29 protein-coding genes, 5 tRNA genes and 1 pseudogene are annotated in these 26351 nt (G+C 70.4%); 28 read left to right on the plus strand and 7 right to left on the minus strand.

Going from position 1 to position 26351, the window contains the following annotated elements:
- Positions 1-480 precede the first annotated feature (480 nt).
- The 9 genes and pseudogenes from C8250_RS30025 to C8250_RS30065 all read left to right on the plus strand — a co-directional run bounded on the left by C8250_RS30025 (position 481) and on the right by C8250_RS30065 (position 4381).
- A complete protein-coding gene (locus C8250_RS30025) occupies positions 481-663 on the plus strand; it encodes a hypothetical protein (protein ID WP_138356494.1) in 183 nt (60 codons plus the stop codon).
- A 96-nt stretch (positions 664-759) separates the two neighbouring features.
- On the plus strand, positions 760-1542 hold the full coding sequence (locus C8250_RS30030; protein ID WP_138356493.1) for a fumarylacetoacetate hydrolase family protein: 783 nt from the start codon (positions 760-762) through the stop codon (positions 1540-1542).
- The gene (gltX, locus tag C8250_RS30035) at positions 1535-3016 is read left to right on the plus strand and encodes a glutamate--tRNA ligase (protein WP_138356492.1); all 1482 of its coding nucleotides are present in this window, start codon (positions 1535-1537) and stop codon (positions 3014-3016) included. Before C8250_RS30030 ends, gltX begins: the two co-directional genes overlap by 8 nt.
- Before the next feature lie 56 nt (positions 3017-3072).
- Positions 3073-3805 (plus strand): annotated as a pseudogene (locus C8250_RS30040) (HAD family hydrolase).
- Between the two features lie 88 nt (positions 3806-3893).
- Positions 3894-3965: transfer RNA gene (locus C8250_RS30045), tRNA-Gln, on the plus strand.
- 21 nt (positions 3966-3986) lie between these two features.
- A tRNA-Glu gene (locus C8250_RS30050) sits at positions 3987-4059 on the plus strand.
- A gap of 61 nt (positions 4060-4120) precedes the next feature.
- Positions 4121-4193 (plus strand) — tRNA-Glu (locus C8250_RS30055).
- Positions 4194-4205: 12 nt separating this feature from the next.
- A tRNA-Gln gene (locus tag C8250_RS30060) sits at positions 4206-4277 on the plus strand.
- A gap of 31 nt (positions 4278-4308) precedes the next feature.
- Positions 4309-4381, plus strand: a tRNA-Glu gene (locus C8250_RS30065).
- Between the two features lie 71 nt (positions 4382-4452).
- Here the strand turns inward: C8250_RS30065 and C8250_RS30070 are convergent.
- Positions 4453-5100 (minus strand): MerR family transcriptional regulator, encoded by a 648-nt coding sequence (locus tag C8250_RS30070; protein WP_187145332.1) that lies wholly within the window; start codon positions 5098-5100, stop codon positions 4453-4455.
- An 83-nt stretch (positions 5101-5183) separates the two neighbouring features.
- Between C8250_RS30070 and C8250_RS30075 the strand changes: the two genes are divergently transcribed.
- Complete coding sequence (locus C8250_RS30075; protein ID WP_138356490.1) at positions 5184-5675, plus strand: DUF4188 domain-containing protein; 492 nt, start codon at positions 5184-5186, stop codon at positions 5673-5675.
- A 117-nt stretch (positions 5676-5792) separates the two neighbouring features.
- Here the strand turns inward: C8250_RS30075 and ndgR are convergent, their stop codons facing one another.
- Positions 5793-6509, minus strand: coding sequence for an IclR family transcriptional regulator NdgR (ndgR, locus tag C8250_RS30080; RefSeq protein ID WP_138356489.1), 717 nt, complete (start codon positions 6507-6509; stop codon positions 5793-5795).
- 160 nt (positions 6510-6669) lie between these two features.
- Here ndgR and leuC point away from each other — a divergent pair, with 160 nt between their 5' ends.
- The 4 genes from leuC (at position 6670) to C8250_RS30100 (ending at position 9852) form a co-directional block, all read left to right on the plus strand.
- On the plus strand, positions 6670-8100 hold the full coding sequence (gene leuC, locus C8250_RS30085) for a 3-isopropylmalate dehydratase large subunit (RefSeq protein WP_138356488.1): 1431 nt from the start codon (positions 6670-6672) through the stop codon (positions 8098-8100).
- 5 nt (positions 8101-8105) lie between these two features.
- Positions 8106-8699 (plus strand): 3-isopropylmalate dehydratase small subunit, encoded by a 594-nt coding sequence (gene leuD, locus C8250_RS30090; protein ID WP_138356487.1) that lies wholly within the window; start codon positions 8106-8108, stop codon positions 8697-8699.
- A gap of 153 nt (positions 8700-8852) precedes the next feature.
- Positions 8853-9086: a hypothetical protein gene (locus C8250_RS30095; RefSeq protein WP_138356486.1), complete on the plus strand. Its 234-nt coding sequence runs from the start codon at positions 8853-8855 to the stop codon at positions 9084-9086.
- 124 nt (positions 9087-9210) lie between these two features.
- Complete coding sequence (locus C8250_RS30100) at positions 9211-9852, plus strand: HU family DNA-binding protein (RefSeq protein ID WP_138356485.1); 642 nt, start codon at positions 9211-9213, stop codon at positions 9850-9852.
- 92 nt (positions 9853-9944) lie between these two features.
- On the opposite strand, the gene C8250_RS30105 is transcribed toward C8250_RS30100, so the two are convergent.
- Together C8250_RS30105 and cofC are read right to left on the minus strand one after the other, a co-directional pair.
- Positions 9945-10172: a hypothetical protein gene (locus C8250_RS30105; protein ID WP_138356484.1), complete on the minus strand. Its 228-nt coding sequence runs from the start codon at positions 10170-10172 to the stop codon at positions 9945-9947.
- Positions 10173-10247: 75 nt separating this feature from the next.
- On the minus strand, positions 10248-10883 hold the full coding sequence (gene cofC / locus C8250_RS30110; protein WP_138356500.1) for a 2-phospho-L-lactate guanylyltransferase: 636 nt from the start codon (positions 10881-10883) through the stop codon (positions 10248-10250).
- A 228-nt stretch (positions 10884-11111) separates the two neighbouring features.
- Between cofC and C8250_RS30115 the strand changes: the two genes are divergently transcribed.
- The 3 genes from C8250_RS30115 to C8250_RS30125 are packed head-to-tail and all read left to right on the plus strand — an operon-like array spanning position 11112 to position 14144.
- Positions 11112-11975: a lysophospholipid acyltransferase family protein gene (locus C8250_RS30115; protein WP_138356483.1), complete on the plus strand. Its 864-nt coding sequence runs from the start codon at positions 11112-11114 to the stop codon at positions 11973-11975.
- Positions 11976-12977, plus strand: coding sequence for an NAD(P)H-dependent glycerol-3-phosphate dehydrogenase (locus C8250_RS30120; RefSeq protein ID WP_138356482.1), 1002 nt, complete (start codon positions 11976-11978; stop codon positions 12975-12977). It begins immediately after the preceding gene.
- A 12-nt stretch (positions 12978-12989) separates the two neighbouring features.
- Entirely contained in the window at positions 12990-14144 is a 1155-nt protein-coding gene (locus C8250_RS30125; RefSeq protein ID WP_138356481.1) for a D-alanine--D-alanine ligase family protein, read from the plus strand.
- Between the two features lie 220 nt (positions 14145-14364).
- Here the strand turns inward: C8250_RS30125 and C8250_RS30130 are convergent, their stop codons facing one another.
- Both C8250_RS30130 and C8250_RS30135 read right to left on the minus strand, forming a co-directional pair.
- Positions 14365-14844, minus strand: a complete 480-nt coding sequence (locus tag C8250_RS30130) for a DUF3515 domain-containing protein (protein WP_138356480.1) — start codon at positions 14842-14844, stop codon at positions 14365-14367.
- Positions 14845-14864: 20 nt separating this feature from the next.
- Entirely contained in the window at positions 14865-15098 is a 234-nt protein-coding gene (locus tag C8250_RS30135; protein ID WP_138356479.1) for an Lrp/AsnC ligand binding domain-containing protein, read from the minus strand.
- A 148-nt stretch (positions 15099-15246) separates the two neighbouring features.
- Here C8250_RS30135 and C8250_RS30140 point away from each other — a divergent pair, with 148 nt between their 5' ends.
- The gene (locus C8250_RS30140; protein WP_138356478.1) at positions 15247-16227 is read left to right on the plus strand and encodes a thiamine-phosphate kinase; all 981 of its coding nucleotides are present in this window, start codon (positions 15247-15249) and stop codon (positions 16225-16227) included.
- Between the two features lie 10 nt (positions 16228-16237).
- Positions 16238-17038, plus strand: a complete 801-nt coding sequence (gene thiD / locus C8250_RS30145; RefSeq protein WP_138356477.1) for a bifunctional hydroxymethylpyrimidine kinase/phosphomethylpyrimidine kinase — start codon at positions 16238-16240, stop codon at positions 17036-17038.
- Positions 17039-17201: 163 nt separating this feature from the next.
- Here thiD and rpmB read toward each other — a convergent pair whose 3' ends face one another.
- Positions 17202-17387, minus strand: a complete 186-nt coding sequence (gene rpmB, locus C8250_RS30150; RefSeq protein WP_138356476.1) for a 50S ribosomal protein L28 — start codon at positions 17385-17387, stop codon at positions 17202-17204.
- A gap of 207 nt (positions 17388-17594) precedes the next feature.
- Between rpmB and C8250_RS30155 the strand changes: the two genes are divergently transcribed.
- The 9 genes from C8250_RS30155 (at position 17595) to rnc (ending at position 26334) form a co-directional block, all read left to right on the plus strand.
- Positions 17595-19367, plus strand: a complete 1773-nt coding sequence (locus tag C8250_RS30155) for a DAK2 domain-containing protein (protein WP_138356475.1) — start codon at positions 17595-17597, stop codon at positions 19365-19367.
- Between the two features lie 46 nt (positions 19368-19413).
- Positions 19414-21615, plus strand: coding sequence for an ATP-dependent DNA helicase RecG (gene recG, locus C8250_RS30160; RefSeq protein WP_187145034.1), 2202 nt, complete (start codon positions 19414-19416; stop codon positions 21613-21615).
- Between the two features lie 107 nt (positions 21616-21722).
- The gene (locus tag C8250_RS30165; RefSeq protein ID WP_138356473.1) at positions 21723-22241 is read left to right on the plus strand and encodes a hypothetical protein; all 519 of its coding nucleotides are present in this window, start codon (positions 21723-21725) and stop codon (positions 22239-22241) included.
- A 69-nt stretch (positions 22242-22310) separates the two neighbouring features.
- A complete protein-coding gene (gene rsmD, locus C8250_RS30170) occupies positions 22311-22892 on the plus strand; it encodes a 16S rRNA (guanine(966)-N(2))-methyltransferase RsmD (protein ID WP_138356499.1) in 582 nt (193 codons plus the stop codon).
- Between the two features lie 26 nt (positions 22893-22918).
- Positions 22919-23398, plus strand: coding sequence for a pantetheine-phosphate adenylyltransferase (coaD, locus tag C8250_RS30175; protein ID WP_187145035.1), 480 nt, complete (start codon positions 22919-22921; stop codon positions 23396-23398).
- 56 nt (positions 23399-23454) lie between these two features.
- On the plus strand, positions 23455-24522 hold the full coding sequence (locus tag C8250_RS30180; RefSeq protein WP_138356471.1) for a cell division initiation protein: 1068 nt from the start codon (positions 23455-23457) through the stop codon (positions 24520-24522).
- Between the two features lie 258 nt (positions 24523-24780).
- Positions 24781-25401: a YceD family protein gene (locus C8250_RS30185; protein WP_138356470.1), complete on the plus strand. Its 621-nt coding sequence runs from the start codon at positions 24781-24783 to the stop codon at positions 25399-25401.
- A gap of 2 nt (positions 25402-25403) precedes the next feature.
- Positions 25404-25577 carry a 50S ribosomal protein L32 gene (gene rpmF / locus C8250_RS30190; protein ID WP_138356469.1) on the plus strand — a complete coding sequence of 58 codons (174 nt, stop codon included), beginning with the start codon at positions 25404-25406 and terminating at the stop codon, positions 25575-25577.
- A 19-nt stretch (positions 25578-25596) separates the two neighbouring features.
- A complete protein-coding gene (gene rnc, locus C8250_RS30195) occupies positions 25597-26334 on the plus strand; it encodes a ribonuclease III (RefSeq protein WP_138356468.1) in 738 nt (245 codons plus the stop codon).
- Positions 26335-26351: the final 17 nt, after the last annotated feature.

Raw genomic sequence — 26351 nt, forward strand, 5'->3', positions numbered from 1 at the left:
TCGTACGCGCCCCCTGACGCGCTGGCTTCGATTGATGTGGCGGTCCGGGGAATTCCAGCACAGTGCAGGATCTCCAACAAGGGCCGCAGCCCAGTCAATGACATGAGTGACTGACTGCGCCGGTCCGGGCACAGAGCGTTCAGGTCCGTTTCGGCGAAAGCCCGCGATTCTGGAACTTTTGGGCACCGAAGGGCGCTCCGGGCAGGGCGAACGGCTCGTGTCCGGGTGGAGGGTAAGGTCCGTGAACTCCCGTAATGTCCGCTTGGTGGAGGGGCGCGGACCGCCCGATTCGGGCCTTATGCCGGGTAGTTCGTGAGCAAAATCACAACGAGATCGTTGCCTGGGTCGCGTAAATCGGGGAACTGTCGCCACTAGCCTGGATCTTTACGCACGGCAGCGTTCTGTAAACCAGTGCACCCAGGTGACCCCGCAGACCCGCGTCGCAACCGGCGCCCCGACCCCCTGAGGCCCAGACACCCCATGAAGACCACCATGCTGTTCCGCCCGATCGCCAACCCGCGCCGCACCACCCTCATGCACCTCAAGGATGCCGAGGAACTGCAGGCCCCGGTGATCGCGGCCGAGGACATCATCGGCGACGAGCTGCCGCAGCAGACGGCCAACCCGCGCCGCACGATCCTCATGGACGCGCCCACCGCCTGAACCACGGGCAGCGGCGGAAATCAGCAGGGTGCGCCCGGGGCCTCACGTTAACCTGGAGAGATCCAGTCTTCGGCCAGTGAGGGGCAGCAGCTTCCCGTGCGCATCGCCAGGTTCTCCATCGACGGCAATGTCGCCTTCGGCGCGGTCGAGGGCGACCCGACCGTCCCCGACGGTCTCGTCCTCGACATCATCAAGGGCATCCCGTTCGCCGAATTCGAGCTCTCCGGCACCAAGGTGCCGCTGAGCAAGGTCCGGCTCCTTCCGCCGGTGCTCCCGAACAAGGTCGTCGCCATCGGCCGCAACTACGCCGAACACGCCGCGGAACTGGGCAACGAGGTCCCCGCGGTCCCGGTCGCCTTCTTCAAGCCGTCCACTTCCGTGGTCGGATCCGGTGACCCGATCGTGTACCCCTCGTTCTCGAACGAGGTGCACCACGAGGCCGAGCTGGCCGTCGTGATCAGCCGGCTGTGCCGCGAGGTCCCGCGCGAACGCGTCAAGGACGTCATCCTCGGCTACACCTGCGCCAACGACGTCACCGCACGTGACGCGCAGCGCGCCGAGGGCCAGTGGGCCCGCGCCAAGGGCTTCGACTCCGCGTGCCCCCTCGGCCCCTGGATCGAGACCGATCTGGACCCCTCCGACCTGGCCATCACGGCCACGGTCAACGGCGAACTGCGCCAGGCGGGCCGGACCAGCCAGATGGTCCGCTCGATCGAGGACCTGATCGTGCACATCACCGAGGCGATGACGCTGCTCCCGGGCGACGTCATCCTCACCGGCACCCCGGCAGGCGTCGGACCGCTCAACGTCGGCGACGAGGTCGCCGTCTCCATCGAAGGCATCGGCACTCTCACCAACAAGGTGATCAAGCGTGGCTAGCGCATCCCCCGTACGCGTCCGTTTCTGTCCCTCGCCGACCGGCAACCCGCATGTGGGCCTGGTCCGCACCGCCCTGTTCAACTGGGCGTTCGCCCGGCACCACCAGGGCAAACTGATCTTCCGTATCGAGGACACCGACGCGGCCCGGGACTCCGAGGAGTCCTACCAGCAGCTGCTCGACGCGATGCGCTGGCTCGGCTTCGACTGGGACGAGGGTCCCGAGGTCGGCGGCCCGCACGCCCCGTACCGGCAGTCCGAGCGCATGGACATCTACGCGGACGTCGCGAAGAAGCTCCAGGACGCCGGGCACGCCTACGACTGCTACTGCACCACGCCCGAGCTGGACGCCCGCCGGGCCGCCGCCCGCGCCGCAGGCAAGCCGTCCGGCTACGACGGCCACTGCCGTGACCTCGGCGCCGAGCAGATCGCGGCCTACCAGGCCGAGGGCCGCACGTCGATCGTCCGCTTCCGGATGCCGGACGCGCCGATCACCTTCACCGACCTGGTGCGCGGCGAGCTGACCTTCACCCCGGAGAACGTGCCCGACTTCGGCATCGTCCGGGCCAACGGGGCGCCGCTCTACACGCTGGTCAACCCGGTGGACGACGCGCTGATGGAGATCACGCACGTGCTGCGCGGCGAGGACCTGCTGTCCTCCACCCCGCGGCAGATCGCGCTCTACGGCGCCCTCGCCGAGATCGGCGTCGGCAACGGCACCACCCCGGCGTTCGGCCACCTCCCGTACGTCATGGGTGAGGGCAACAAGAAGCTCTCCAAGCGCGACCCGGAGTCCTCGCTCAACCTGTACCGCGAGCGCGGCTTCCTGCCAGAGGGTCTGCTCAACTACCTGTCGCTGCTCGGCTGGTCCCTCTCGGCCGACCAGGACCTCTTCTCGATGGAGGAGATGGTCGCGGCCTTCGACATCGCGGACGTCAACGCCAACCCGGCGCGCTTCGACCTCAAGAAGTGCGAGCACATCAACGCCGAGCACCTGCGGATGCTGGACGTGAAGGCGTTCATGGCGGCCTGTGCCCCGTGGCTGAAGGCGCCGTTCGCACCCTGGGCCCCCGAGGCGTTCGACCAGGCGGCCTTCGAGGCCATCGCCCCGTACGCCCAGACCCGCCTCCAGGTCCTCTCGGACATCACGGCCAATGTCGACTTCCTCTTCCTGGACCAGCCGGCCGAGGACGAGGCGTCCTGGCAGAAGGCGATGAAGGAGGGCTCCGACGCCCTGCTGCGCACCGCCCGCGCCAAGCTCGCCGACGCGGATTGGTCCGACCCGGAGTCGCTGAAGGGCGCCGTGCTGGCGGCCGGCGAGGAGCACGGCCTGAAGCTCGGCAAGGCCCAGGCCCCGGTCCGCGTGGCGGTCACCGGCCGCACGGTCGGCCTGCCGCTCTTCGAGTCCCTGGAGGTGCTCGGCCGCGAGCGCACCCTGGCCCGCGTCGACGCCGCACTGGCGAAGCTCGCCGGCTAGGGCCTGTCCGGTCCTGGGGCTGACGGCTCCGGGGCCACCGTCCTAGGGTTGGCGGCATGCCGATCCGTGCGGTCCTCTGGGACGTAGACGACACCCTGTTCGACTTCACGACAGCCGACGAGCAGGGGTTTGTGCAGCATGTGGTGGCCGAGGGCCTGGCCGGCGGATCCTAATCCGCCGGCCAGGCCCTCGGTCGTTGGCAGTTGATCACCGCGCGCCACTGGCAGCGTTTCGCGGACGGAGCCGTCGACTACGAGGGCCAGCGCCGCGACCGGGTCCGCGAGTTCCTGGGTGAGCCGCTGAGCGACGCGGAGGCGTCCGCCTGGTTTCTCCCGTTACGTCTCCCACTACGAGGCCGCCTGGGCCCTGTTCCCGGACGCCTCGCCCGCCGTGGCGGCGCTGGCGCCCGGCTACCGGCAGGGAGTTCTGTCGAACTCCAGCACCGTCCACCAGGAGCGCAAGCTGCGCACGCTCGGGCTGCGGGACCGTTTCGAGGTGCTGCTGTGCGCGGCGGAGCTGGGGGTGAGCAAGCCCGCCGCCGGGGCGTTCCTGGCGGGGTGCGCGGCGCTGGGCCTGCCGCCCGCCGAGGTGGCGTACGTCGGCGACCAGCCCGAGATCGATGCCCGTGGTGCGGACGAGGCGGGTCTGTTCGGCATCTGGCTGGACCGCCGGGGCACCGCCGCGGGACCGGATATCCCGTCGGGCCTGCGAAGGATCATCGGACTGGCTGAGCTGCCCGCGCTGCTGGCTGCGAATACCGGTTTTGGAGCCCCGTCCCCCATCGGGTAATGTTCTTCCTGCGCCGCCCAACCGGGCCGAAAGGCCAGGCCGGAAGCGCAACATCAAACAAACCCCCGGCCAGGGGGTTGTGTTTTGGTGGGGTATGGTGTAATTGGCAACACGAGGGTTTCTGGTTCCCTTATTCTAGGTTCGAGTCCTGGTACCCCAGCGCAGTACAAAGCAAGTGCGAGCCCCCGTTGTGTAGCGGCCTAGCACGCTGCCCTCTCACGGCAGTAGCGCCGGTTCGAATCCGGTCGGGGGTACAGATCCTTCTCTCCGTCACCTTCGGGTCGCACCTGACCGTGACGATGCAGGATCGCTAGGGCCCCCGTTGTGTAGCGGCCTAGCACGCTGCCCTCTCACGGCAGTAGCGCCGGTTCGAATCCGGTCGGGGGTACTTGACACACCATGGGGTATGGTGTAATTGGCAGCACGAGGGTTTCTGGTTCCCTTAGTCTAGGTTCGAGTCCTGGTACCCCAGCGCAGTACCGCGTATGTTGAAGCAAGTGCGAGCCCCCGTTGTGTAGCGGCCTAGCACGCTGCCCTCTCACGGCAGTAGCGCCGGTTCGAATCCGGTCGGGGGTACGTATCGAAGAGGCCCTCCGCCACGGCGGAGGGCCTCTTTGCTGTGTCCCCGCACCCCGCCGGGCCGGCGCTCAATCTCCGGTGCCGAAACGGCGGTTGGACTCCTCGGCCTCCGCGAGTCGGCGCAGACTCAGCAGGACCGGCTCGTAGAGCACGGTGAGCGCGACCGCCGCCTCGACCTGTTCGAGGGGGGTGCTGAACCCCTCGACAAGGTCCAGGTCGGTAACGGCCAGTTGGGCCGCGGCCCGGGCGTACGGCGCCAAGTCGTCGGCGTCACAGGGATATCCGAGCCGGACCAGTGCCGACACCGCCACCACGAGCGTCGCCCAGGCCGGGGCCTCCTCGCCGGCGTCCAGGCATTCCTGCCAGGCGAGCCGCCGCATGAGCAGCTCCACCTCGCGCCGGGCGACCGCGGTCGCCGGATCGTCCTCGACCGGCTTCGGGCCCTGCGGCAGCGCCCAGACGGCGGCACCCAGCCGCGTGTTCTGGTCCAGCGACTCGTCCTCGACCGCCGCCAGCACCTGGCGCGCGGTGGCCACCGGCATCCTCCCGACCTGGATCAGGGCCCGGACGAGGCGCAGCCGGCGCAGATGGTCGTCGCCGTACTCCGCCTGGGTGGCGGTGATCCGGCGGCCGGGGGGCAGCAGTTGCTCCCGCAGGTAGTACTTGATCGTGGCGGCCGGGAGTCCGCTGCGTTCACTCAGTTCCGCGAGCTTCATCCTCTTGCGCCCTTCCTTGGATAGCTTCACTATCCAACCATGGATAGTGAAGCTATCCAATACATCGACACCGGGGAGCCACCATGAGCGCCGAACTGTTCGAGGGCCGGACCACCGCCGCCGTGGAGGGTGAGGTGATCGTCTTTCTCATCGGAATGCGGATCAACAACTTCTGGGCCCTGCGCAGCTGGTGGCCGGTGATGAGGGCGATGCCGCGCATGCTCAAGGAGCTGTCGCGGGAGAAGGAGAGAGGACTGCTGGGCTTCCGGCTCCACTTGGGCATGCCGCGGGTCTTCGAGGTGACCCAGTACTGGGAGTCGCGTGAGCAGCTGATCGCCTACGCCTCGGCGCAGGACGGCGAGCACCGCCCGGCGTGGGCGGCCTTCAGCCGGCGGGTGCGGGCGGGGAAGAACAAGGTCGGCTTCTTCCACGAGACCTACGCGGTGCCCGCGGGCAGCTACGAGCAGGTCTACATCAACATGCCGGCGTTCGGCCTGGGCGAGGCCACCGGGGTCATTCCGGTCGGCCGCCGCGGCGAGAGCGCCAAGGAGCGCCTGGCGTACCGGGCGGGCTGACGCACCGGGCGGGCTGCCGTCCGGGGACGGGAAACAGGTGCGCGCCGGTGCCGGGGGCTTGGACGGAGCCCCCGGCACCGGCGCGCTCGATACGGGTGGTGATGGGAAAGCGCGGTCTCAGCCGTTGCGGCGCAGGGCCTCGGAGAGCCGTCCCGCGGCGTCGATGACGGCCTGGGCGTGCATCCGGCCCGGGTGCCGGGTCAGCCGCTCGATCGGTCCGGAGACCGAGACGGCGGCGACCACCCGGTTCGAGGGCCCGCGCACCGGCGCGGAGACGGAGGCGACGCCCGGCTCCCGCTCGCCGATGGACTGGGCCCAGCCCCGGCGGCGTACGCCGGAGAGCGCGGTGGCCGTGAATCGGGCACCCTGGAGACCACGGTGCAGCCGCTCCGGCTCTTCCCATGCCATCAGGACCTGGGCGGCGGACCCGGCCTTCATCGGCAGCGTCGAGCCGACCGGCACGGTGTCCCGCAGCCCGGACAGCCGTTCCGCGGCGGCCACACAGATCCGCATGTCGCCCTGGCGCCGGTAGAGCTGGGCGCTCTCGCCGGTCACGTCCCGCAGGTGGGTGAGGACCGGTCCCGCCGTGGCCAGCAGCCGGTCCTCGCCCGCCGCGGCGGCGAGCTCGGAGAGCCGGGGGCCCAGGATGAAGCGGCCCTGCATGTCACGGGCGACCAGCCGGTGATGTTCGAGCGCGACCGCGAGGCGGTGCGCGGTGGGGCGGGCGAGGCCCGTGGCGCCGACAAGCCCGGCCAGGGTGGCCGGTCCGGACTCCAGCGCGCTGAGCACCAGAGCCGCCTTGTCGAGAACGCCGACGCCGCTAGAGTTGTCCATGCAACGATATTCGCGTCTCACACTGTGAAACGCAAGTTCAATTTTCCAGCGAAAGCGTCAGGCTGGGGAGCACGGCAGGGACGCCGACCGGAACCAGGGGACCGGACGGAGTCCACATCAGACGAGTTGGCCGGCAGCGACGCCGGTCGGAGGGACAGCGATGGGTAGGACACTCGCGGAAAAGGTCTGGGACGACCATGTCGTCCGGCGCGCCGAGGGCGAGCCCGACCTTCTCTACATCGATCTGCACCTGCTGCACGAGGTGACCAGCCCCCAGGCCTTCGACGGTCTGCGGTTGAACGGGCGCCAGGTGCGGCGGACCGATCTCACCATCGCCACGGAGGACCACAACACTCCGACCCTCGACATCGACAAGCCGATCGCCGACCCGGTCTCCCGTACCCAGCTGGAGACGCTGCGTAAGAACTGCGCGGAGTTCGGTGTCCGTCTGCACCCGCTGGGTGACGTCGAGCAGGGCGTCGTCCACGTGGTGGGACCGCAGCTGGGCCTGACCCAGCCCGGCACCACCGTGGTGTGCGGCGACAGCCACACCTCCACGCACGGCGCCTTCGGCGCGCTCGCGTTCGGCATCGGCACCAGCCAGGTCGAGCACGTTCTGGCCACCCAGACCCTGCCGCTGGCCCGCCCCAAGACCATGGCGATCACCGTCGGTGGCGAACTGCCCGCCGATGTCACCGCCAAGGACCTGATCCTCGCCATCATCGCGAAGATCGGCACCGGCGGCGGCCAGGGCTATGTCATCGAGTACCGCGGCCCGGCCATCGAGAAGCTGTCGATGGAAGCCCGGATGACCGTCTGCAACATGTCGATCGAGGCGGGCGCGCGGGCCGGCATGATCGCCCCCGACCGCACCACGTTCGACTATCTGCAGGGCCGTGACCACGCCCCCACGGGCGCGGACTGGGACGCCGCCGTCGAGTACTGGCAGACCCTGCGCACCGACGACGACGCGGTCTTCGACCACGAGGTCTACATCGACGGTGCCTCACTGGCCCCGTTCGTCACCTGGGGCACCAACCCCGCCCAGGGCGCCCCGCTGAGCGCCTCGGTGCCGGACCCGGCGTCGTTCGACGACCCCAGCGACCGCCAGGCCGCCGAGAAGGCCCTGGAGTACATGGGACTTCACGCGGGCCAGCCGTTGCGCGAGGTCAAGGTCGACACCGTCTTCGTCGGCTCCTGCACCAACGGCCGGATCGAGGATCTGCGGGCCGCGGCGTCCATCGTCGAGGGCCGACAGGTGGCCGACGGCGTCCGCATGCTGGTCGTCCCCGGCTCGGTCCGGGTCGCCCTGCAGGCCGTCGCCGAGGGCCTGGACAAGGTCTTCACCGCTTCCGGCGCCGAATGGCGGCACGCCGGTTGCTCGATGTGCCTGGGCATGAACCCCGACCAACTCGCCCCTGGTGAGCGCTCCGCGTCCACCTCCAACCGCAACTTCGAGGGACGGCAGGGCAAGGGCGGCCGTACGCACCTGGTATCGCCGCAGGTCGCCGCCGCCACGGCGGTACTCGGGCACCTCGCTTCGCCCGCGGACCTGACCGACTCCGACGCCCGTACCGCTGTGGAGGCCTGATACCGATGGAAGCGTTCACCACACACACCGGCCGGGCCGTCCCGCTGCGCCGCAGCAACGTCGACACCGACCAGATCATCCCGGCGCACTGGCTGAAGAAGGTCACCCGCAACGGCTTCGAGGACGGGCTCTTCGAGGCCTGGCGCAAGGACGAGAAATTCGTTCTCAACCTGCCCGAGCGCGCGGGGGCGACCGTGTTGGTCGCCGGCTTCGACTTCGGCACCGGCTCGTCCCGCGAGCACGCGGTGTGGGCGCTGCAGAACTACGGCTTCAAAGCCGTGATCTCGTCCCGCTTCGCGGACATCTTCCGGGGCAACTCGCTCAAGAACGGCCTGCTCACGGTCGTGCTGCCGCAGGAGACCGTCGAGCGGCTGTGGAAGCTGACCGAGGCCGACCCGACCGCCGAGGTCACGGTCGACCTGGTGGCAAGGGAAGTGCGCGCCGAGGGCATCACCGCGGCGTTCGAGCTGGACGACAACGCCCGCTGGCGCCTGCTGGAAGGGCTGGACGACATCAGCCTGACCCTCGCCAACGAGGCGGACATCACCACCTATGAGCGCTCCCGCCCGGCGCACAAGCCGAGCACCGTGCAGGTCTGACCGTCCCTGCGAGGGGATCCGGCCGGATTTCGAAGCGCCTTCCGCGGTCCGCGGGGGGCGCTTCGGCATGCCCGGACCACCGTATTGGCCCTGTCGCACGAGACATTGGTCCTGTCGTGCGCGACAACTCACCGCAGATGGCACAATCGGTACATGGAACGCGATGGCCAACTCGAGCTCTACGGGGTCCTCGCCGCCCGGCTGAAGGAGGCGCACGCGCGCGTCGCGAATCTCCAAGTACCCGATGACGTAAGGCTGGAGTTGAACCGGAAACTCCTCGTCGTGACTGCTGCGGCCAAGCATGATCTCGCCGGTGCGGCACGGCGTCTGGACGTCTTCCTGCGGGAGCTCGACCAGGGCAGATTTCTTGATCAAGGAACTGTCTGAGAGCCGAGTTCGTTGCGGCACAAGGGTGATTCGCCCGTTTCGTATTTGATTTGCGGTATATATCCGCCTAACGTGCGAAAAAGCCCGTACTCATTCGCCGGGCAAAGTTTCCGAAGGGGAAGACGTGAACAAGGCGCAGCTCGTAGAAGCGATTGCCGACAAGGTAGGTGGCCGCCAGGCCGCCGCGGACGCGGTTGACGCGGTTCTCGACGCGATCGTCCGCGCGGTCGTCTCCGGCGACCGGGTCTCGGTCACCGGATTCGGTTCGTTCGAGAAGGTCGACCGTCCCGCCCGCTATGCCCGCAACCCCCAGACCGGGGAGCGGGTCCGGGTCAAGAAGACCTCGGTGCCGCGCTTCCGCGCGGGTCAGGGCTTCAAGGACCTGGTCAGCGGGGCCAAGAAGCTCCCGAAGAACGATGTCGCGGTCAAGAAGGCGCCCAAGGGCAGCCTGAGTGGCGGGGCTTCCACCCGTACCACCGCCAAGGCCGCGGCCAAGAAGGCCACCGCCAAGAAGGCCACCGCGGCGAAGAAGGCCGTGACCGCCAAGAAGGCGGCTCCCGCGAAGAAGACGGTGACCGCCAAGAAGACCACGGCGAAGAAGACCACCGCCGCGGCGAAGAAGGCGACCCCGGCCAAGAAGGCCGCCACCGCCAAGAAGGCCGCCGCCAAGAAGTCCGCCCCGGCCAAGAAGGCCACGGCGAAGAAGGCCCCGGCCAAGAAGAGTGCCGCCCGCAAGACCGCTGTGAAGCGGACTGCGAAGAAGTAGTCACCACCTGCAGGCCGCGACGGGCCGGGCTCCCCACCAGGGAGCCCGGCCCGCGCCGTTCTCCGGCAGGTCCGGCGGCTCCCGGCCCGCCGCTACGCCTTGGGCGCCTGGGGATCCGCGAAGGTCTGCAGCGTCAGGAAGACCACCCGGCGGTCGTCGCCGTCCCCCTCGGTGCGGATCCGCACCCGCTGGCCCGGCCGCAGCAGCCGCAGGCCCCCCGCGTCGAAGGCCGCCGCGTCGAACGGCAGCGGAGTCCCGTCGTCGAGCAGCACGCTGCCGGCACGTGTCCCGGGGTCGTATGTGTACGCGGTCGCCTGCATGACCGGAAGCCTAGTGAATGCGCCCACCGCCGCGACACCGCGTGCGGCCTCCCGTGGGGACAGGTGCCGCGCCGGTCAGTCGGTGATGAGCAGCCCGGCGGCGACGTCCGCGGTCCGCGGGCCGACCCCCAGGGCCAGCGCCACCCGCAGGTCGGCGGGGGTGTCGACGTCCTGGCGCACGGAGTCCACACCGCGCAGCGTGATCTCCCGGGCGCCGGAGGCCCGGTGCCGGGCCCGGGAGGCACCGCCGAACGCCGGCGCCAGGTCATGACCCGGCGGCGCGGTGAGCAACGTGGTGCCGATCGCCGCCGCATCGGCCAGAAATGCCCTCCCTGAGGCTCTCGTGGCGCTGTTGAGCACTGCGGACAGCTCCAGCGGGCGCAGGGCCGGGAGATCGGCGTTCAGGGCCGCCACGGCCGCATCGGGAGTGGCGGACCGGATGAGGTGCCCGCCGTACGCGAGAGCCGCGTTGAGTCCGGCCGCCGGAGCGTCCGGCACGATCCGGGCCCCCAGGGCGGCCAGTTCCGCCGCCGCCAGCGGATCGTCGGTGACGACGGTGACGCTCCACACCTGTGCGCAGGCCAGCGCGGCGGCCACGGTGTCCTGGGCGAACGCCAGCGCCAGCCCCGGCCGCACCGTCCCCGCGGCCGGCGCCAGCCGGCTCTTGGCCACGGCGAGCGGCTTCAGCGGTACGACGAGGGACCACATCACGGATACGGGCACCGAACCATTGTGCGGTGACCCACCCGCCCGACGGCCACGGACCCACCCCTTGTTCCTTGGCCCGATTCCCCGCCAGGGGACTCCCGCAGGCACCGGCGACGCAGCTTCCCCGGGGGCGCGCCCCTCGCCCCGCCCGCCCTGGCGTTACGGTGTGCGTACCGGCGACACTTGTGCGGCTGCACTGGTGCAGCCTCGTGCAATGAGGAGGAAGTTCTGGTGTCCCGCCGCAGAATCGGCTTCTGGTACCGGCTCGCAGCCGCCATCGCGAAACCGCCGCTTCTTGTCCTCTTCAAGCGGGATTGGCGCGGAATGGAGCACATTCCGGCCGGCGGTGGATTCATCACGGCCGTCAACCACAACTCATTCCTCGACCCGCTGTCGTACGGCCATTTCCAGTACAACACCGGACGGGTTCCGCGCCTGCTCGCGAAGGCCGGGCTCTTCAAGATCTTCTTTGTCGGCATGATGCTGCGCGGAACAGGTCAGATTCCGGTCTACCGGGAGTCCACGGACGCCGCCAACGCGTTCCGCGCCGCCGTCGCCGCGATCAACTCCGGCGAATGCGTCGCGTTCTATCCGGAGGGCACGCTCACCCGTGATCCCGACCAGTGGCCGATGACCGGCAAGACCGGCGCCGCACGGGTCGCGCTGCTCACCAAGGCGCCGGTGATCCCGGTCGCGCAATGGGGCGCCAACGAGGCGATGCCGCCGTACGCCAAGGGAAAGAAGTTCTTCCTCTTTCCCCGGAAGACCCTGCGGGTGATCGCCGGCCCGCCCGTCGACCTGTCGCGGTTCTACGGCGAGGAGCCCACCGCGGAGGTGCTGCGCGAGGTCACCGAGGTGATCATGGTGGAGATCACCGAGCTGCTCGCCGTGCTGCGCGGGGAGCCCGCGCCCGCCGCGCTCTACGACCCGCGCCAGGCGGCTCGTGCCCGCCGGGCGGACAAGGCGGAACGGGCCGCGAAGACCGGCGGCACCACGCGGAAGCCCGCACCGGAGCCCGTGCCGCGGCCCGCACCGGAACCCGAGCCCGTACGGCAGCCCGTGAAGAACCCGACGGATCAGCAGGAGGAGTCGTAAGTGTCAACGCGCTGCGCGGTGTACGGAACCGGCTCCTGGGGCACCGCGTTCGCGATGGTGCTCGCCGACGCCGGATGTGACGTCTCGCTGTGGGGACGCCGGCCCGAGCTGGTCGAGGCGGTCAACGCCACCCACATGAACCCCGACTACCTGCCGGGAATCGCGCTCCCCGAGGCCGTACGGGCCACCACCGACCCGGCCGAGGCCGCCAGGGACGCCGAATTCGTCGTCCTGGCCGTCCCGTCGCAGACGCTGCGCGGCAACCTCGCCGAGTGGGCGCCCCTGCTGCGCCCCGACGCCGTCCTGGTCAGCCTGATGAAGGGTGTCGAACTCGGCACCGCCAAGCTGATGAGCGAGGTCATCGAAGAGGTGGCCAAGGCCGGCCCCGAGCGGGTCGCGGTGCTCTCCGGCCCCAACCTGGCCAAGGAGATCGCCGCCCGGCAGCCCGCCGCCTCCGTGGTCGCCTGCCGCGACGAGTCGGTGGCCCAGCGGTTCCAGGCCGCGTGCCACACCGCCTACTTCCGCCCGTACACCAACGCCGACGTGGTCGGCTGCGAACTCGGCGGAGCGGTCAAGAACGTCATCGCGCTCGCCGTCGGCATCGCCGACGGCATGGGGCTCGGCGACAACACCAAGGCCTCGCTGATCACCCGCGGGCTGGCCGAGACGACGCGGCTGGGCCTGGCGATGGGGGCCGACGCGCACACCTTCGCGGGGCTGGCCGGCATGGGCGACCTGGTCGCCACCTGCTCGTCGCCGCTGTCCCGCAACCACACCTTCGGCACCAACCTCGGCCGCGGCATGTCGCTCGCGGAGACCATCGCGGTCACCCGGCAGACTGCCGAGGGCGTGAAGTCCTGCGAGTCGGTGGCCGATCTGGCACGCCGGCACGGTGTCGACATGCCGATCACGGACACCGTCGTGGACATCGTGCACAACGGGAAGCCGCCGGTCGTGGCCGTCAAGGAGCTGATGTCCCGCTCCGCGAAATCCGAGCGGTAGGGTCAACGAACCATGAGCAATCTGCCTTCTTCCCAGACTCCCGACCAACCGCAGCGCAAGCCTCGGGTAGCGCTCGTCTTCGGCGGACGCAGCTCCGAGCACGGGGTGTCGGTGGTCACCGCGGCCAGCGTGCTGCGGGCCATCGACCGGTCGAAGTACGACGTCCTTCCCATCGGGATCACGACGGACGGCCGCTGGGCGCTGACCAGCGACGACCCGGACCGGATGGGGATCACCGACCGCCGGATGCCGACCGTGGAACAGGTCACCGACCACGAGGGCACCGTCGTGCTCCCGGTCGACCCGGCCAACCGCGAGGTCGTCTACAGCGAGCCCGGAGTGGTGCCCAAGGCCCTCGGCGACGTCGATGTCGTCTTCCCCGTGCTGCACGGCCCCTACGGCGAGGACGGCACCCTGCAGGGCCTGCTGGAGCTGTCCGGCGTGCCCTACGTGGGTGCGGGCGTCCTCGCCTCGGCCGTCGGCATGGACAAGGAGTACATGAAGCGGGTCTTCATCTCCTTCGGCCTGCCGGTCGGGCCGTATCTGGTGATCCGGCCGCGTGACTGGGAGAACGACCAGGAGACCGCCCGCCGGAGCATCGTGGAGTTCGCCGCGGACCACGGCTGGCCGCTCTTCGTGAAGCCCGCCCGCGCGGGCTCGTCCATGGGCATCAGCAAGGTCGAGGACGCGTCCGGTCTCGACGAGGCGATCGAGGAGGCCCGGCGGCACGACCCGAAGGTCATCGTCGAGTCGCTGCTGCGCGGCCGTGAGATCGAGTGCGGCGTCCTGGAGTTCGAGGACGGCCCGCGCGCCAGCCTTCCGGCGGAGATCCCGCCGGTCACCGCCCACGACTTCTACGACTTCGAGGCCAAGTACATCGACTCGGCCGAGGGCATCGTGCCGGCGCCGCTCACCCCCGAGCAGACCGCGGAGGTGCAGCGGCTCGCCGTCGCGGCCTTCGACTCGGTCTCCTGCGAGGGCCTGGTGCGCGCGGACTTCTTCCTGCTCGACAGCGGAGAGTTCGTCATCAACGAGATCAACACGATGCCCGGCTTCACGCCCATCTCCATGTACCCGCGGATGTGGCAGGAGAGCGGCGTGGAGTACCCGGAGCTGGTGGACCGGCTGATCCAGGCCGCACTGCGCCGCCGGACCGGGCTGCGCTAGAACACGGCTCGCTCCAGGCCGCCGCCCGCGCCAGGGCGCGGCCCAGGGCGTGTTGCGAAAGTCCCGCCTGGCCCACGACGCCTGGCACGCGCCCTCGCTGCGTTGTCGGGCTCGTCCACGTACGGTCCAGTACGAGGACGACCCTCCGCCTTGCGAGCGCACGCACCAGACGCCGTGGGCCACGCCCTCCGGGCGAACGGCGCTCCTTTCGAAACACGCCCTAGAGTTCGTTCGGGATCGTCTTCTTGACGGCGCCGGCGAGGTCGGTGAGGGGACCGACGTCGCCGGCGTACTTCTTGGGGAGGGTGACCTCGACGTACGCCTTGCGCAGCGTCGTGGTGAGCTTGAAGCTGCCGTCGCCCTGGGCCTGGATCAGCCAGCCGACGCCGTCCACCTCCACCGAGTCCGCGCTGGAATCGTTCATCGCCTGCGGCCTCGGCACCCCGCAGCGCAGCACGATCGCCGGATTTCCCCACCCGGCGGTGAAGTCGGACGCGGGCCTGAGATCATGCACGCCGAGTCCATTGACGGAGTGCGGCAGATCCCGGTGCAGCGCACGGCAGTAGACGGCGGCCCGCGCGTCCGGAGCCGGAACGGGCGTCTCATCGGCCGGACCGGCTGCGGAAACGAAGACCGCCGCCGCGGACAAGCACGCGACGGCGGCAACGGAAATCAGCGCGAACCGGCGAAAAGCTATCACCGGACGAGCATAGTCGGGGGCTACAGATGGACGACGGGACAGGTCAGAGTACGGGTGATCCCGTCCACCTGCTGTACCTTCGCGACCACCATGCGGCCCAGGTCGTCGACCGTGTCTGCCTGGGCCCGGACGATGACGTCGTAGGGACCGGTGACATCTTCGGCCTGAATGACGCCGGAGATCTTCGCAATCGTCTCCGCTACTGCCGAGGCCTTCCCAACCTCGGTCTGGATCAAGATGTACGCCTGTACCACGGAACCTCCAGGGCGGCTTCGAGGATCATGTGGGAGGGGGGACGCCACGTTATCGCGTCGCCGCACGGCGCGGGGAGACCCGCGCGGTACCGAGCACTCGCTTTGAGCGGAATCTCCAGGGGAATGACGACGTGAAAGGGACAAACAGATGAAGGGGACCGTGGGCGAGTTGGGGGAGTTCGGGTTGATCAGGGAGTTGACCTCCCGGCTCACGACCACTCCCAATGTACGCCTGGGGCCTGGGGACGACGCGGCGGTGGTGGCCGCGCCGGACCGCCGGGTGGTCGCCACCACCGATGTGCTGCTCGAAGGCCGGCACTTCCGGCGTGACTGGTCGACCGCCTACGACGTCGGCCGCAAGGCCGCGGCACAGAATCTCGCGGACATCGCCGCGATGGGCGCGGTGCCCACCGCGGTCCTGCTGGCGCTGGTCGTCCCGGCAGAGCTGCCGGCCACCTGGCCGATCGAGCTGATGGACGGCATCCGCGACGAGTGCCAGGTGGCGGGTGCCGCCGTGGTCGGCGGCGACGTGGTGCGCGGCGACACGATCACGGTCGCGATCACCGCCCTCGGCGACCTGCGCAACCGCGAGCCCGTCACCCGGTCCGGCGCCCGGCCCGGCGACGTCATCGCGGTGACCGGCTGGCTGGGCTGGTCGGCGGCCGGCCTCGCGGTGCTCTCCCGCGGCTTCCGCTCGCCGCGCGCCTTCGTCGAGGCGCACCGGCGGCCCGAGCCGCCGTACCACGCGGGCCCCGCGGCGGCCGAGCTCGGCGCCACCGCGATGACGGACGTCAGCGACGGACTGGTGGCCGACCTCGGGCACATCGCGACGGCCAGCGGGGTGCTGATCAACCTGAAGTCCGCGGACATCGACGTACCCGCGCAGATGTCCGACATCGGGCAGGCGGTCGGCGTGGACCCGCTGCACTGGGTGCTGACCGGGGGAGAGGACCACGCGATCGTCGCGGCCTTCCCGCCCGACGTGAAGCTCCCGGCCCGCTGGCGGGTGATCGGCGAGGTGCTCAAGGCCCCCGGCACCCCGCACGTCACCGTGGACGGCGCCGCCTGGGACAAGGCCGGCGGCTGGGACCACTTCGGCGACACCACGGCGCAGGGCGCCGGGGACTAGGTTCACGGGTATGCGACTGTCCCCGCCCAGGGTGCTCACCGTCGCCGGATCCGATTCCGGCGGCGGTGCGGGCATCCAGGCCGACCTGAAGACGATGCTGGCGCTCGGCGTGCACGGCATGAGCGTGCTGACCGCGGTCACCGCGCAGAACTCGCTGGGCGTCCAGGGGGCCTGGGAGCTGCCGGTGGCGGCCGTTCGCGCGCAGTTCCGCGCCGTGGTCGACGACATCGGCGTGCAGGCCGTCAAGACCGGCATGCTCTCCTCGGCCGCGATCGCCTCCGAGGTGGCCGCTCTGCTGGCGGACGTGGGCGCCCCCGTGGTCGTCGACCCGGTCGGCATCTCCAAGCACGGGGACTCCCTGCTGACGGCCGGGGCGCTGGAGGTCGTCCGCACCGAGCTGCTGCCCGTGGCCACCGTCGCCACCCCGAACCTCGACGAGGTCACCCAGCTGACGGGTGTCGTGGTGGACGGCGAGGCGGCGATGGGCGAGGCCGCGGAAGCGGTACTGGCGCTCGGGCCGCGCTGGGTCCTGATCAAGGGCGGCCATCTCGACGGCGACGCCGTGGACCTGCTCTCCGACGGTTCGCGGGAGCACTGGTTCCGCGCCGTCCGGTACGACAACCGGCACACCCACGGCACCGGCTGCACGCTGGCCAGCGCCATCGCCTCGTACCTGGCGCTGGGCCTGGAGGTGCCGGCGGCGGTCGGCGCCGCCAAGGACTACGTCACGGGCGCCATCGCGGCCGGCTTCCGGCTGGGCGGCGGCATCGGCCCGGTGGACCACGCCTGGCGGCAGCGCCGGGAGCTCTGAGCGCCGAGCTGCTGGTGACGTCAGCGCCCGGCGACCGGCCCTGAGCGCAGGAAAACCGGCCCCGAACGCAGGAAAGCCGGCCCTGAACGCAAGAAAACCGGCCCACCCTGAGGTGGACCGGCTTCGAGTAGCCGCAAGGCTGCGCTGCTACGACGTGTACGCGTCAGCGCGAGACCTTGCCGGCCTTGATGCACGAGGTGCAGACATTGAGGCGCTTCGGCGTCCGACCGACCACAGCACGCACCCGCTGAATGTTGGGATTCCAACGGCGGGGAGTACGGCGGTGCGAGTGGGAAATAGCGTTGCCGAAGCCCGGCCCCTTGCCGCAGACGTCGCAGTTGGCAGCCACGGGTCACTCCAAAGACTTCGAGATGCACTTACAGTGAAAAGCCCGGGAGATTCCCGGACAACCGGAGCAGCATACAACGGCCACTCCCGCACAACGAAATTACCACGGTCGCGGGGTCCGCCGCCCCGGCCGACTGCCGCCGTGACCGGTGTCACGGATACCCTCACCTGCAGCAGTCTCCGCTTCAGGTGTCCGCAGGAGGACTTGGTGCCGCACACGCTCGACGCTTCCGCGGTGCGCGCGTGGTGCCGACTGGCCCTCCAGGCGCTGGGCCGGGCCCGCGAGGAGATCGACGCGATCAACGTGTATCCGGTCGCCGACGGGGACACCGGCACCAATCTGTACCTGACGATGGAATCAGCCGCCCAGTCCGTCGACGCCGTCTTCGACGGTCATGCCGCCTCCGGACACACCCCCGACCTCGCCCAGGCCTTCCGCGCGATGTCCCACGGCGCCCTGATAGGCGCCCGCGGCAACTCCGGCACGATCCTCGCCCAGCTGCTGCGCGGCATGACGGAAGCGCTCACGGACGATCCTGCGACGGGAAACGTGGCGTCGAAGGCGGCGGGCAACGGAGCCGTTGGGGGTGCCGCCGCGGCCGGTGATCAGGACACCGCCGAACTGCTGCGCCGGGCGCTGCGCCGGGCCGCCGGGTCCGCGTACCTGGCGGTCGCCCACCCCGTCGAGGGGACCATGCTCACCGTCGCCACCGAGGCGGCCACCGCCGCGGAGCGGGACGGCGGCGGTCCGGTCTCCGTCGCGAGAGCCGCCCACCAGGGCGCGCGCACCGCACTCGCCGCCACCACCGGCCAGCTCGCCGTACTCGGCCGGGCAGGCGTCGTGGACGCGGGTGGACGCGGCCTGGTGGCCGTGCTGGGCGCCCTCGCCGACGCGCTGGCCGGTGAGGTGCCGATGGGACCGCTGGCCGATCACGCGCCGCCCGTCCCGTACGGCTGCCGCGACGAGGACGGCTCGGACCCGCACGTCGTGCCCGGCGGGCCCGCCTTCGAGGTCATCTACCTGCTGGAGGCGTCCGACACCGCCCTGCCCGCGCTGCGCGGGCGGCTGGACGCCCTCGGGGACTCCCTGGTGGTCGTCGGCGGCGACGGCCTGTGGAACGTCCATGTCCACGTGGACGATGCGGGAGCCGCCATCGAGGCCGGTATCGAGGCCGGTCGCCCCTACCGGATCCGCGTCACCCACTTCGGCGACCAGGTCCGTGAGCGGCCCGACACGGACACCGACACCCCCGTGGTGCCCGATGCGGTTTCCCGGCACCACGAGGGTGCCGGGGACAGCGGGCGGCCACCGGAGCGGGTGCGGCGCGCCGTCGTCGCCGTCGTACGGGGTGACGGGCTGGCCGACCTCTGCGCCCAGGCCGGTGCGACCGTCGTCGCCGTCCGCCCCGGCGACCCGCCCGCCAGCGGCGAGATCGCGGCCGCGATCCGCCGTGCCAACGCCCGCGAAGTGGTGCTCCTCCCGAACGACGTGGAACTGCGGCACGCCGCCGGCGCCGCCGCCGACCGGGCCCGCGCCGACGGCGTCCGGGTCGCCCTGATCCCCACCCGCTCCCCGGTGCAGGGCATCGCCGCGCTCGCCGTCCACGAGCCCGCACGGCGCTTCGACGAGGACGTCGTCGCCATGACCTCGGCGGCCGGCGCCACCCGCTACGCGGAACTGGCCGTCGCCGAGCACCAGTCCTGGACCATGGCCGGCATCTGCCAGGCCGGCGACGTCCTCGGGCTGATCGACGGCGATGTCGCGGTCATCGGCGGGAACCTGGTCGAGACCGGCACGATCGTCCTCGACCGCATGCTGGCCGCGGGCGGCGAGATGGTCACCCTCGTCCTCGGCGCCGGCGCCCCGCCCGACCTCGCGGACCGCATCGAGGCCCACGTCCAGGCCGGCCACATCGCGGTGGACACCGTCGTCTACCAGGGCGGCCAGCAGACCTGCCCGCTCCTCATCGGCGTCGAATAACCGCTCGCCGCAGGCCGCACCCGCTTTGTCACTGCCGTGCGCAAAGATGGACCCGATGTCTGCCCTGGACGAACCCCTGAAGAAGTCGGTCGGCGGCCGCACGGCAAAAGTGCTCGCCGACCACCTCGACCTGCACACCGTCGGCGACCTGCTGCACCACTACCCGCGCCGGTACGCCGAGCGCGGCGAGCTGACGCGGCTGGCCGACCTCCCGCTCGACGAGCACGTCACCGTCGTCGCGGAGATCGCCAAGGCCGACAAGAGGACGTACAACGGCGGCACGGGCGTCCGCCTGGAGGTCGTCGTCACCGACGGCAGCGGTTCGCTGACCCTGGTGTTCTTCAGCAAGGCGGCGCACGCGCACGCCCACCGGCTGATCCCCGGCCGCCGCGGGATGTTCTCCGGCAAGGTCTCGGTCTTCAACCGCACCCGCCAGCTCGCCCACCCCGACTACCAGTTGCTGGACGCGGAGGACGCCAAGGGCGGGGAGTCGGACGTGGCGGCCGCGTTCGCCAACCAGCAGATCCCGCTCTACCCCGCGTGCAAGCAGATCAGCTCCTGGCAGATCGCGCAGTCCGTGCAGACGGTCCTCGACTCGATGCGGGGCACCAGCTGGGCGGGCGTCGGCGAACCGCTGCCGGCCGCGCTGCGCGAGGCGCGCGGCCTGGCGCCGCTCTCCGAGGCGCTGGAGAAGATCCACCGGCCGCGTACCAAGGCCGACATCGCCGAGGCGCGGGACCGGCTGAAATGGGACGAGGCGTACGTCCTGCAGGTGGCCCTGGCGCGCCGCAGGGCCGCGGACTCCGCGCTGCCCGCCACCCCGCGCGTGCCGCACGCCGACGGGCTGATGACCACGTTCGACACCCGGCTGCCGTTCACCCTCACCGAAGGCCAGCAGAAGGTCTCCGCCGAGATCTTCGCCGACCTGGCGACCGAACACCCCATGCACCGGCTCCTCCAGGGCGAGGTCGGCTCCGGCAAGACGCTGGTCGCGCTGCGCGCCATGCTCGCCGTCGTCGACTCCGGCGGCCAGGCCGCGATGCTGGCGCCCACCGAGGTGCTCGCCCAGCAGCACCACCGGTCGATCACCGAGATGATGGGCGACCTCGCCGGCGGGGGCATGCTCGGTGGCGCGGAGAACGCCACCAAGATCGTGCTGCTCACCGGCTCCATGGGGGTGCCCGCCCGCCGTCAGGCCCTGCTGGACCTCATCAGCGGTGACGCCGGGATCGTGATCGGCACGCACGCCCTGATCGAGGACAAGGTCCAGTTCCACGATCTGGGCCTGGTCGTGGTCGACGAGCAGCACCGCTTCGGCGTCGAGCAGCGCGACGCGCTGCGCGCCAAGGCCGCCAAACCGCCGCACCTGCTGGTGATGACCGCGACCCCGATCCCGCGCACGGTCGCCATGACCGTCTTCGGCGACCTGGAGACGTCCGTCCTGGACCAGCTGCCGGCCGGCCGTTCGCCGATCGCCACCCATGTCGTCCCGGCCAAGGACAAGCCGCACTTCCTGTCCCGCGCCTGGGAGCGGGTGCGGGAGGAGGTGTCGAAGGGCCACCAGGCGTACGTGGTCTGCCCCCGCATCGGCGACGAGGAGGACGCGAAGAAGAAGCCGGACGACGCGGAGCGCCGCCCGCCGCTGGCCGTCCTGGACATCGCCGAGCAGCTCGCCGCGGGCCCGCTGGCCGGGCTGCGGGTCGAGGTGCTGCACGGCAGGATGCAGCCGGACGCCAAGGACGACGTGATGCGCCGGTTCGCCGCCGGCCAGGTGGACGTCCTGGTGGCGACCACCGTCATCGAGGTCGGGGTGAACGTCCCGAACTCCACCGTCATGGTGATCATGGACGCCGACCGCTTCGGCGTCTCCCAGCTCCACCAGCTGCGCGGCCGCGTCGGCCGGGGTTCCGCTCCAGGGCTCTGCCTGCTCGTCTCCGAGGCGCACGAGGCGAGCCCCGCCCGGCAGCGCCTCTCCGCCGTCGCGGCGACCCTGGACGGCTTCGAGCTGTCCCGTATCGACCTGGAGCAGCGCCGCGAGGGCGACGTCCTCGGCCAGGCCCAGTCCGGCACCCGTTCGTCGCTGCGCATGCTGACCGTGATCGACGACGAGGAGGTCATCGCCGCCGCCCGCGACGAGGCCACCGCACTGGTCGCCGCGGACCCCGAACTGGCCGACCACCCGGACCTGCGCAGCGCCCTGGAGAGCCTGGTCGACGCGGACCGCGAGGAGTACCTCGACAAGGGCTGAACCGGGCCGCTGAACAGGGCTGAACTGCCGTGCTGAGCAGGGCGATTGTCAGACCCCCCTGAGAGAATGGACGTAGTCCAAGTCGATGGACCTTTGGGGGCAAAAGCATGTCGTTCCGTCATCTCAACGAACTGCCGCTCGGCGACAAGGTCTTCCGGATCGAGCTCGCCAGCGACGACGACACCAACGTCACTCTCACCCTCTCCGGATGGAGTGAGGACGACCCCGACACCCTTCTCGCGTCCGGCGATCTGCGGCTGCCCATGGCGGACGTACCGTCCCTGCGGATCGCTCTCAACCGCGCGCTGCGCGCCCTCGCGCTCGTAGCCGACGTGTCCGAGCCCATCCCCGACCGTGACGTGCTCCGGGAGCTGTTCCCCGGCCACGGCGCCCCCTGGGTGCCGCAGCACGAGGAGGAGCTGCTGCGGCGGTTCCACGACAGCGAGACCATCGCCCGGATAGCCGCCCGCTTCGGGCGGACCCCGGACTCGGTCCGCACCAAGCTGCGTGAGCTGGGGCACGACCCGCGCCGCCCGGAGTTCTGCCCGCCCGACGGCTGCCTGTCCTGGTCCCGCTACGCGTCCACCGCGCTGGTGGGGGCGGTGGAGGAGCCCGGCAGGGAGTGACTCCGTATCGTGGGGGAGCGGCCGCGAACAGCGCCGTTCCCCCACGATGTCGAGGACGTGAAGGACGAGATGACCCGCGTGATCGCCGGAGCCGCCGGTGGCCGCCGCCTGGCCGTGCCCCCGGGCAATGGGACCCGCCCCACCTCGGACCGCGCCAAGGAGGGGATGTTCTCCACCTGGGAGTCGCTGCGCGGCACGCTGAACGGTGCCAGGGTGCTGGATCTGTACGGCGGCTCGGGGGCGATCGGGCTGGAGGCGCTCTCGCGCGGCGCCGAGCACGTCCTGCTGGTCGAGTCCGACCCGGCAGCGGCCCGCACCATCCGGGAGAACGTGCAGATGATCGGGCTGCCCGGCGCCGAGGTGCGGGCCGGCCGGGCCGAGCAGGTCATCGCCGGCCCGGCGCCCGCGACCCCGTTCGACATGGCGTTCCTGGACCCGCCCTACGACATGGGCGACGACGAACTGCGGGAGATCCTGCTCACACTCCGCATTCAGGGGTGGCTGGATGACGACGCGATCGTCACCGTGGAACGGCGCACCCGTGGCGGAGTCTCCCCCTGGCCCGACGGCTTCGAGGCAGTGAGGGCCCGCCGTTACGGCGAGGCGACACTTTGGTACGGTCGCGCCGCCGAAGTTACCGCCGGGTCATGAACGGCCCGGAGAGCGAGGAGTCTCAGTTGCGTCGCGCAGTCTGTCCGGGGTCTTTCGACCCGATCACCAATGGACATCTCGACATCATCGCCCGCGCTTCCCGGCTCTACGACACCGTGTACGTCGCGGTGATGATCAACCAGTCCAAGCAGGGTCTGTTCTCGGTCGAGGAGCGCATCGCCCTCATCCAGGAAGTCACCGCGGAATTCGGGAACGTGCAGGTCGAGTCGTTCCACGGGCTGCTCGTCGACTTCTGCAAGCAGCGCGACATCCCGGCCATCGTCAAGGGTCTGCGCGCGGTCAGCGACTTCGACTACGAGCTGCAGATGGCGCAGATGAACATCGGGCTGTCCGGGGTCGAGACGCTCTTCGTGCCGACCAACCCCACCTACAGCTTCCTCTCCTCCAGTCTCGTCAAGGAGGTGGCCCAATGGGGCGGTGACATCTCCCACTTGGTGCCGCCGACGATCCTGGCGGCTCTCAACGACCGGCTCGGGCAGCGCTAGAGTCTGCATGTCCCGTCCGGACCCGGCCGGGCCCCGCTGAGGAAAGACTGACGCCCGTGGACGTGCAGAAGAAGCTCGACGAGATCGTCGCGGCCATCGAAGGCGCGCGGTCCATGCCGATGTCCGCCTCGTGCGTGGTCAACCGTGCCGAGCTGCTGAGCAGGCTCGAAGAGGTGCGCTCCGCGCTCCCCGACTCGCTGTCGCAGGCCGAGGCGCTGCTGGGCGGCCGCGAGCAGATGGTCGAGGAGGCCCGCCTCGAGGCGAACCGGATCATCGAGTCGGCGCACGCCGAGCGCGACTCGATGATCTCGGACACCCAGGTCGCCCGCCAGTCCCAGGACGAGGCGGAGCGCATCGTGGCCGAGGCCCGCCGCGAGGCGGAGGAGATCCGCGCCGAGGCCGACGACTACGTGGACAGCAAGCTCGCCAACTTCGAGGTCGTGCTCACCAAGACCATCGGCTCCGTCGACCGCGGCCGCGAGAAGCTGCTCGGCCAGGGCCCCGGTCTGGACGAGCAGGGCTACGAGGACGCGGACGCCCCCGAGCGCAGCGCCGACCCGGAGACGCTGCGGCGCCGGGCCGACGACTACGTGGACGCCAAGCTGGGCGCCTTCGAGGCGGTGCTCTCCAAGACCCTGGAGGCCGTCGGCCGCGGCCGGCTCAAGCTGACCGGCCACAGCGTCGCCGACGAGCTGGGCGCCCACATGGCGGCCCAGGACGCCGCGGACGCGGCGGGCGGCCACCAGACCGACGCCGAGTTCATGGCGGGCCTGGCGGCCCCGGTCCCCGCACAGACCCAGCAGACGGACTACTCGTACGACGCGACGCCGGCCACGCCGGACTACGGGTACCAGCAGGACTACGGCCAGCAGGCCGCCTACTCCGACCCGTACGCGGCCCAGCAGCAGCAGGGATACCCGGAGCAGGCCGGCTACGGCGGCTACCAGCCGGACTACGGGCAGCAGACCTACGCCGACCCGCAGGGCCAGTACCAGCAGCAGCCGTACGACCAGCAGCCGCAGCACCAGCCCCAGCACCAGGCCGCGGCGCTGGACGAGACCAGCCTCTTCGACACCGGCATGATCGATCTGAACCGGCTGCGGGAGCTGGAACAGGGGCGCTGAACGCGCTGGTCACGTGGGGGGTCAGAGGGGGTCAGGGGAGAAAAAGCGGGGCGGCGCGAAGCGTCTCGTCGCAAGGGTGGTGGTGGGTGACGGGTGAAAAATCGGGGCGGCGCGAAGCGTCTCGTCGCAAGGGTGGTGGTTGGTGACGGGTGGGCGAGTTGGGTCCTGCCCGGACGTCCAGTATCCTGACCTTTCCAGCCGTGTGAATCGCCGGCTCTTTGGGCTGCCCACCCTCCGGGGTGAGGGCAAGCCGCACCGATGAAAGAGGAAGCCCTGAAAACCCCCCGTCTCGACCACCGCGAGCCTCTCGTGTTCGACACGCACGAGCTGGGTCGTCGTCCTGGTTCGATGCGGAAGGTCTCCCGTTCGGTGCCGGCACCCAAGGATCTCGGTATCGAGGTCATCGGGGTGCCCGAGGGCACGGCAGTACAGCTGGAGCTCCGACTGGAGTCGGTCATGGAGGGGGTACTTGTCACAGGTACCGTCCGTGCGCCGCTCTCGGGAGAGTGCGTAAGGTGTCTGGAGCCGTTCGAGCGCAAGCTCGATGCGGACTTCCAAGAGATGTACTCCTACCCCGACGCCGACACCCGGACCGCCCGCAAGGACGAAGCCGGTGACGACGCGGAGGAGGAGGACGTTCTCTTCCTCGAGGACGACCTGTTCGATCTCGAACCCGCGCTGCGGGACGCGGTGGTGCTCGCACTGCCGCTGCAGCCGGTGTGCCAGGAAGACTGCCCGGGACTGTGCTCCGATTGCGGAGAGCGGCTCGCGGACGACCCGGACCACCACCATGAGGTCGCCGACATTCGGTGGGCGGCCCTGCAGGAATTTAAGAAGAGCGGTGCCGACCAGGGCGCCGACGAGAACCAGGAGAAGTAGCCGTGGCTGTTCCGAAGCGGAAGATGTCGCGCAGCAACACGCGCCACCGCCGTGCGCAGTGGAAGGCTGTTGCCGTGAGCCTGGTGGCGTGCGAGAGCTGCCACCAGCCGAAGCAGAGCCACATCGCGTGCCCGAGCTGCGGCACGTACAACCGTCGTCAGGTCCTCGAGGTCTGATCGGCGGGTGACAGGCTTCATGTCAGACGCCAAATCGCCGAAGCAGGCGCCGGCGGACACAGCCTGGCCTCACACGCTTCTGGAAGGGCGGCTCGGGTACACACTCGAGCCCGCCCTTCTGGTGCGTGCGCTGACCCATCGTTCGTTCGCGTACGAGAACGGCGGTCTGCCCACCAACGAGCGGCTGGAGTTCCTCGGGGACTCCGTGCTCGGCCTGGTGGTCACGGACACGCTGTACCGCACCCACCCCGACCTGCCCGAAGGCCAGCTGGCCAAGTTGCGGGCCGCGGTGGTCAACTCTCGTGCGCTGGCGGAAGTGAGTCGCGAACTCGACCTGGGCGGATTCATCCGGCTGGGACGGGGCGAGGAAGGCACGGGCGGCCGGGACAAGGCATCGATCCTCGCGGACACCCTCGAGGCGGTCATCGGCGCGGTCTATCTGGACCAGGGTCTGGATGCCGCGTCCGAGTTCGTGCACCGCCTCTTCGATCCGCTGATCGAGAAGTCGTCCAACCTCGGGGCCGGCCTGGACTGGAAGACCAGTCTCCAGGAGCTGACCGCGAGCGAGGGCCTCGGTGTTCCCGAATACGTGGTCACCGAGTCGGGTCCCGACCATGAGAAGACCTTCACGGCTGCCGCCCGCGTCGGTGGTGTCGAGTACGGCGCCGGCACCGGCCGCAGCAAGAAGGAAGCAGAACAGCAGGCGGCCGAGGCCGCCTGGCGTGCGATCCGCGAATCCGCCTCAGCGGCGAGCTGATCGCACACCCGTCAGAA

It is taken from the genome of Streptomyces sp. So13.3, assembly GCF_005860785.2.
GTDB lineage: Bacteria > Actinomycetota > Actinomycetes > Streptomycetales > Streptomycetaceae > Actinacidiphila > Actinacidiphila fildesensis.

Excerpts from the sequence above, each read along its gene's own strand:
- leuD (WP_138356487.1), top strand. The coding sequence starts at position 8,106 with ATGGAAGCGTTCACCACACACACCGGCCGGGCCGTCCCGCTGCGCCGC.
- ndgR (WP_138356489.1), bottom strand. The coding sequence starts at position 6,509 with ATGGACAACTCTAGCGGCGTCGGCGTTCTCGACAAGGCGGCTCTGGTG.
- C8250_RS30185 (WP_138356470.1), top strand. The coding sequence starts at position 24,781 with ATGAAAGAGGAAGCCCTGAAAACCCCCCGTCTCGACCACCGCGAGCCT.
- C8250_RS30070 (WP_187145332.1), bottom strand. The coding sequence starts at position 5,100 with ATGAAGCTCGCGGAACTGAGTGAACGCAGCGGACTCCCGGCCGCCACG.
- rnc (WP_138356468.1), top strand. The coding sequence starts at position 25,597 with ATGTCAGACGCCAAATCGCCGAAGCAGGCGCCGGCGGACACAGCCTGG.
- C8250_RS30025 (WP_138356494.1), top strand. The coding sequence starts at position 481 with ATGAAGACCACCATGCTGTTCCGCCCGATCGCCAACCCGCGCCGCACC.
- leuC (WP_138356488.1), top strand. The coding sequence starts at position 6,670 with ATGGGTAGGACACTCGCGGAAAAGGTCTGGGACGACCATGTCGTCCGG.
- C8250_RS30075 (WP_138356490.1), top strand. The coding sequence starts at position 5,184 with ATGAGCGCCGAACTGTTCGAGGGCCGGACCACCGCCGCCGTGGAGGGT.
- C8250_RS30140 (WP_138356478.1), top strand. The coding sequence starts at position 15,247 with ATGAAGGGGACCGTGGGCGAGTTGGGGGAGTTCGGGTTGATCAGGGAG.
- C8250_RS30125 (WP_138356481.1), top strand. The coding sequence starts at position 12,990 with ATGAGCAATCTGCCTTCTTCCCAGACTCCCGACCAACCGCAGCGCAAG.
- rsmD (WP_138356499.1), top strand. The coding sequence starts at position 22,311 with ATGACCCGCGTGATCGCCGGAGCCGCCGGTGGCCGCCGCCTGGCCGTG.
- C8250_RS30105 (WP_138356484.1), bottom strand. The coding sequence starts at position 10,172 with ATGCAGGCGACCGCGTACACATACGACCCCGGGACACGTGCCGGCAGC.
- thiD (WP_138356477.1), top strand. The coding sequence starts at position 16,238 with ATGCGACTGTCCCCGCCCAGGGTGCTCACCGTCGCCGGATCCGATTCC.
- C8250_RS30165 (WP_138356473.1), top strand. The coding sequence starts at position 21,723 with ATGTCGTTCCGTCATCTCAACGAACTGCCGCTCGGCGACAAGGTCTTC.
- recG (WP_187145034.1), top strand. The coding sequence starts at position 19,414 with ATGGACCCGATGTCTGCCCTGGACGAACCCCTGAAGAAGTCGGTCGGC.
- C8250_RS30095 (WP_138356486.1), top strand. The coding sequence starts at position 8,853 with ATGGAACGCGATGGCCAACTCGAGCTCTACGGGGTCCTCGCCGCCCGG.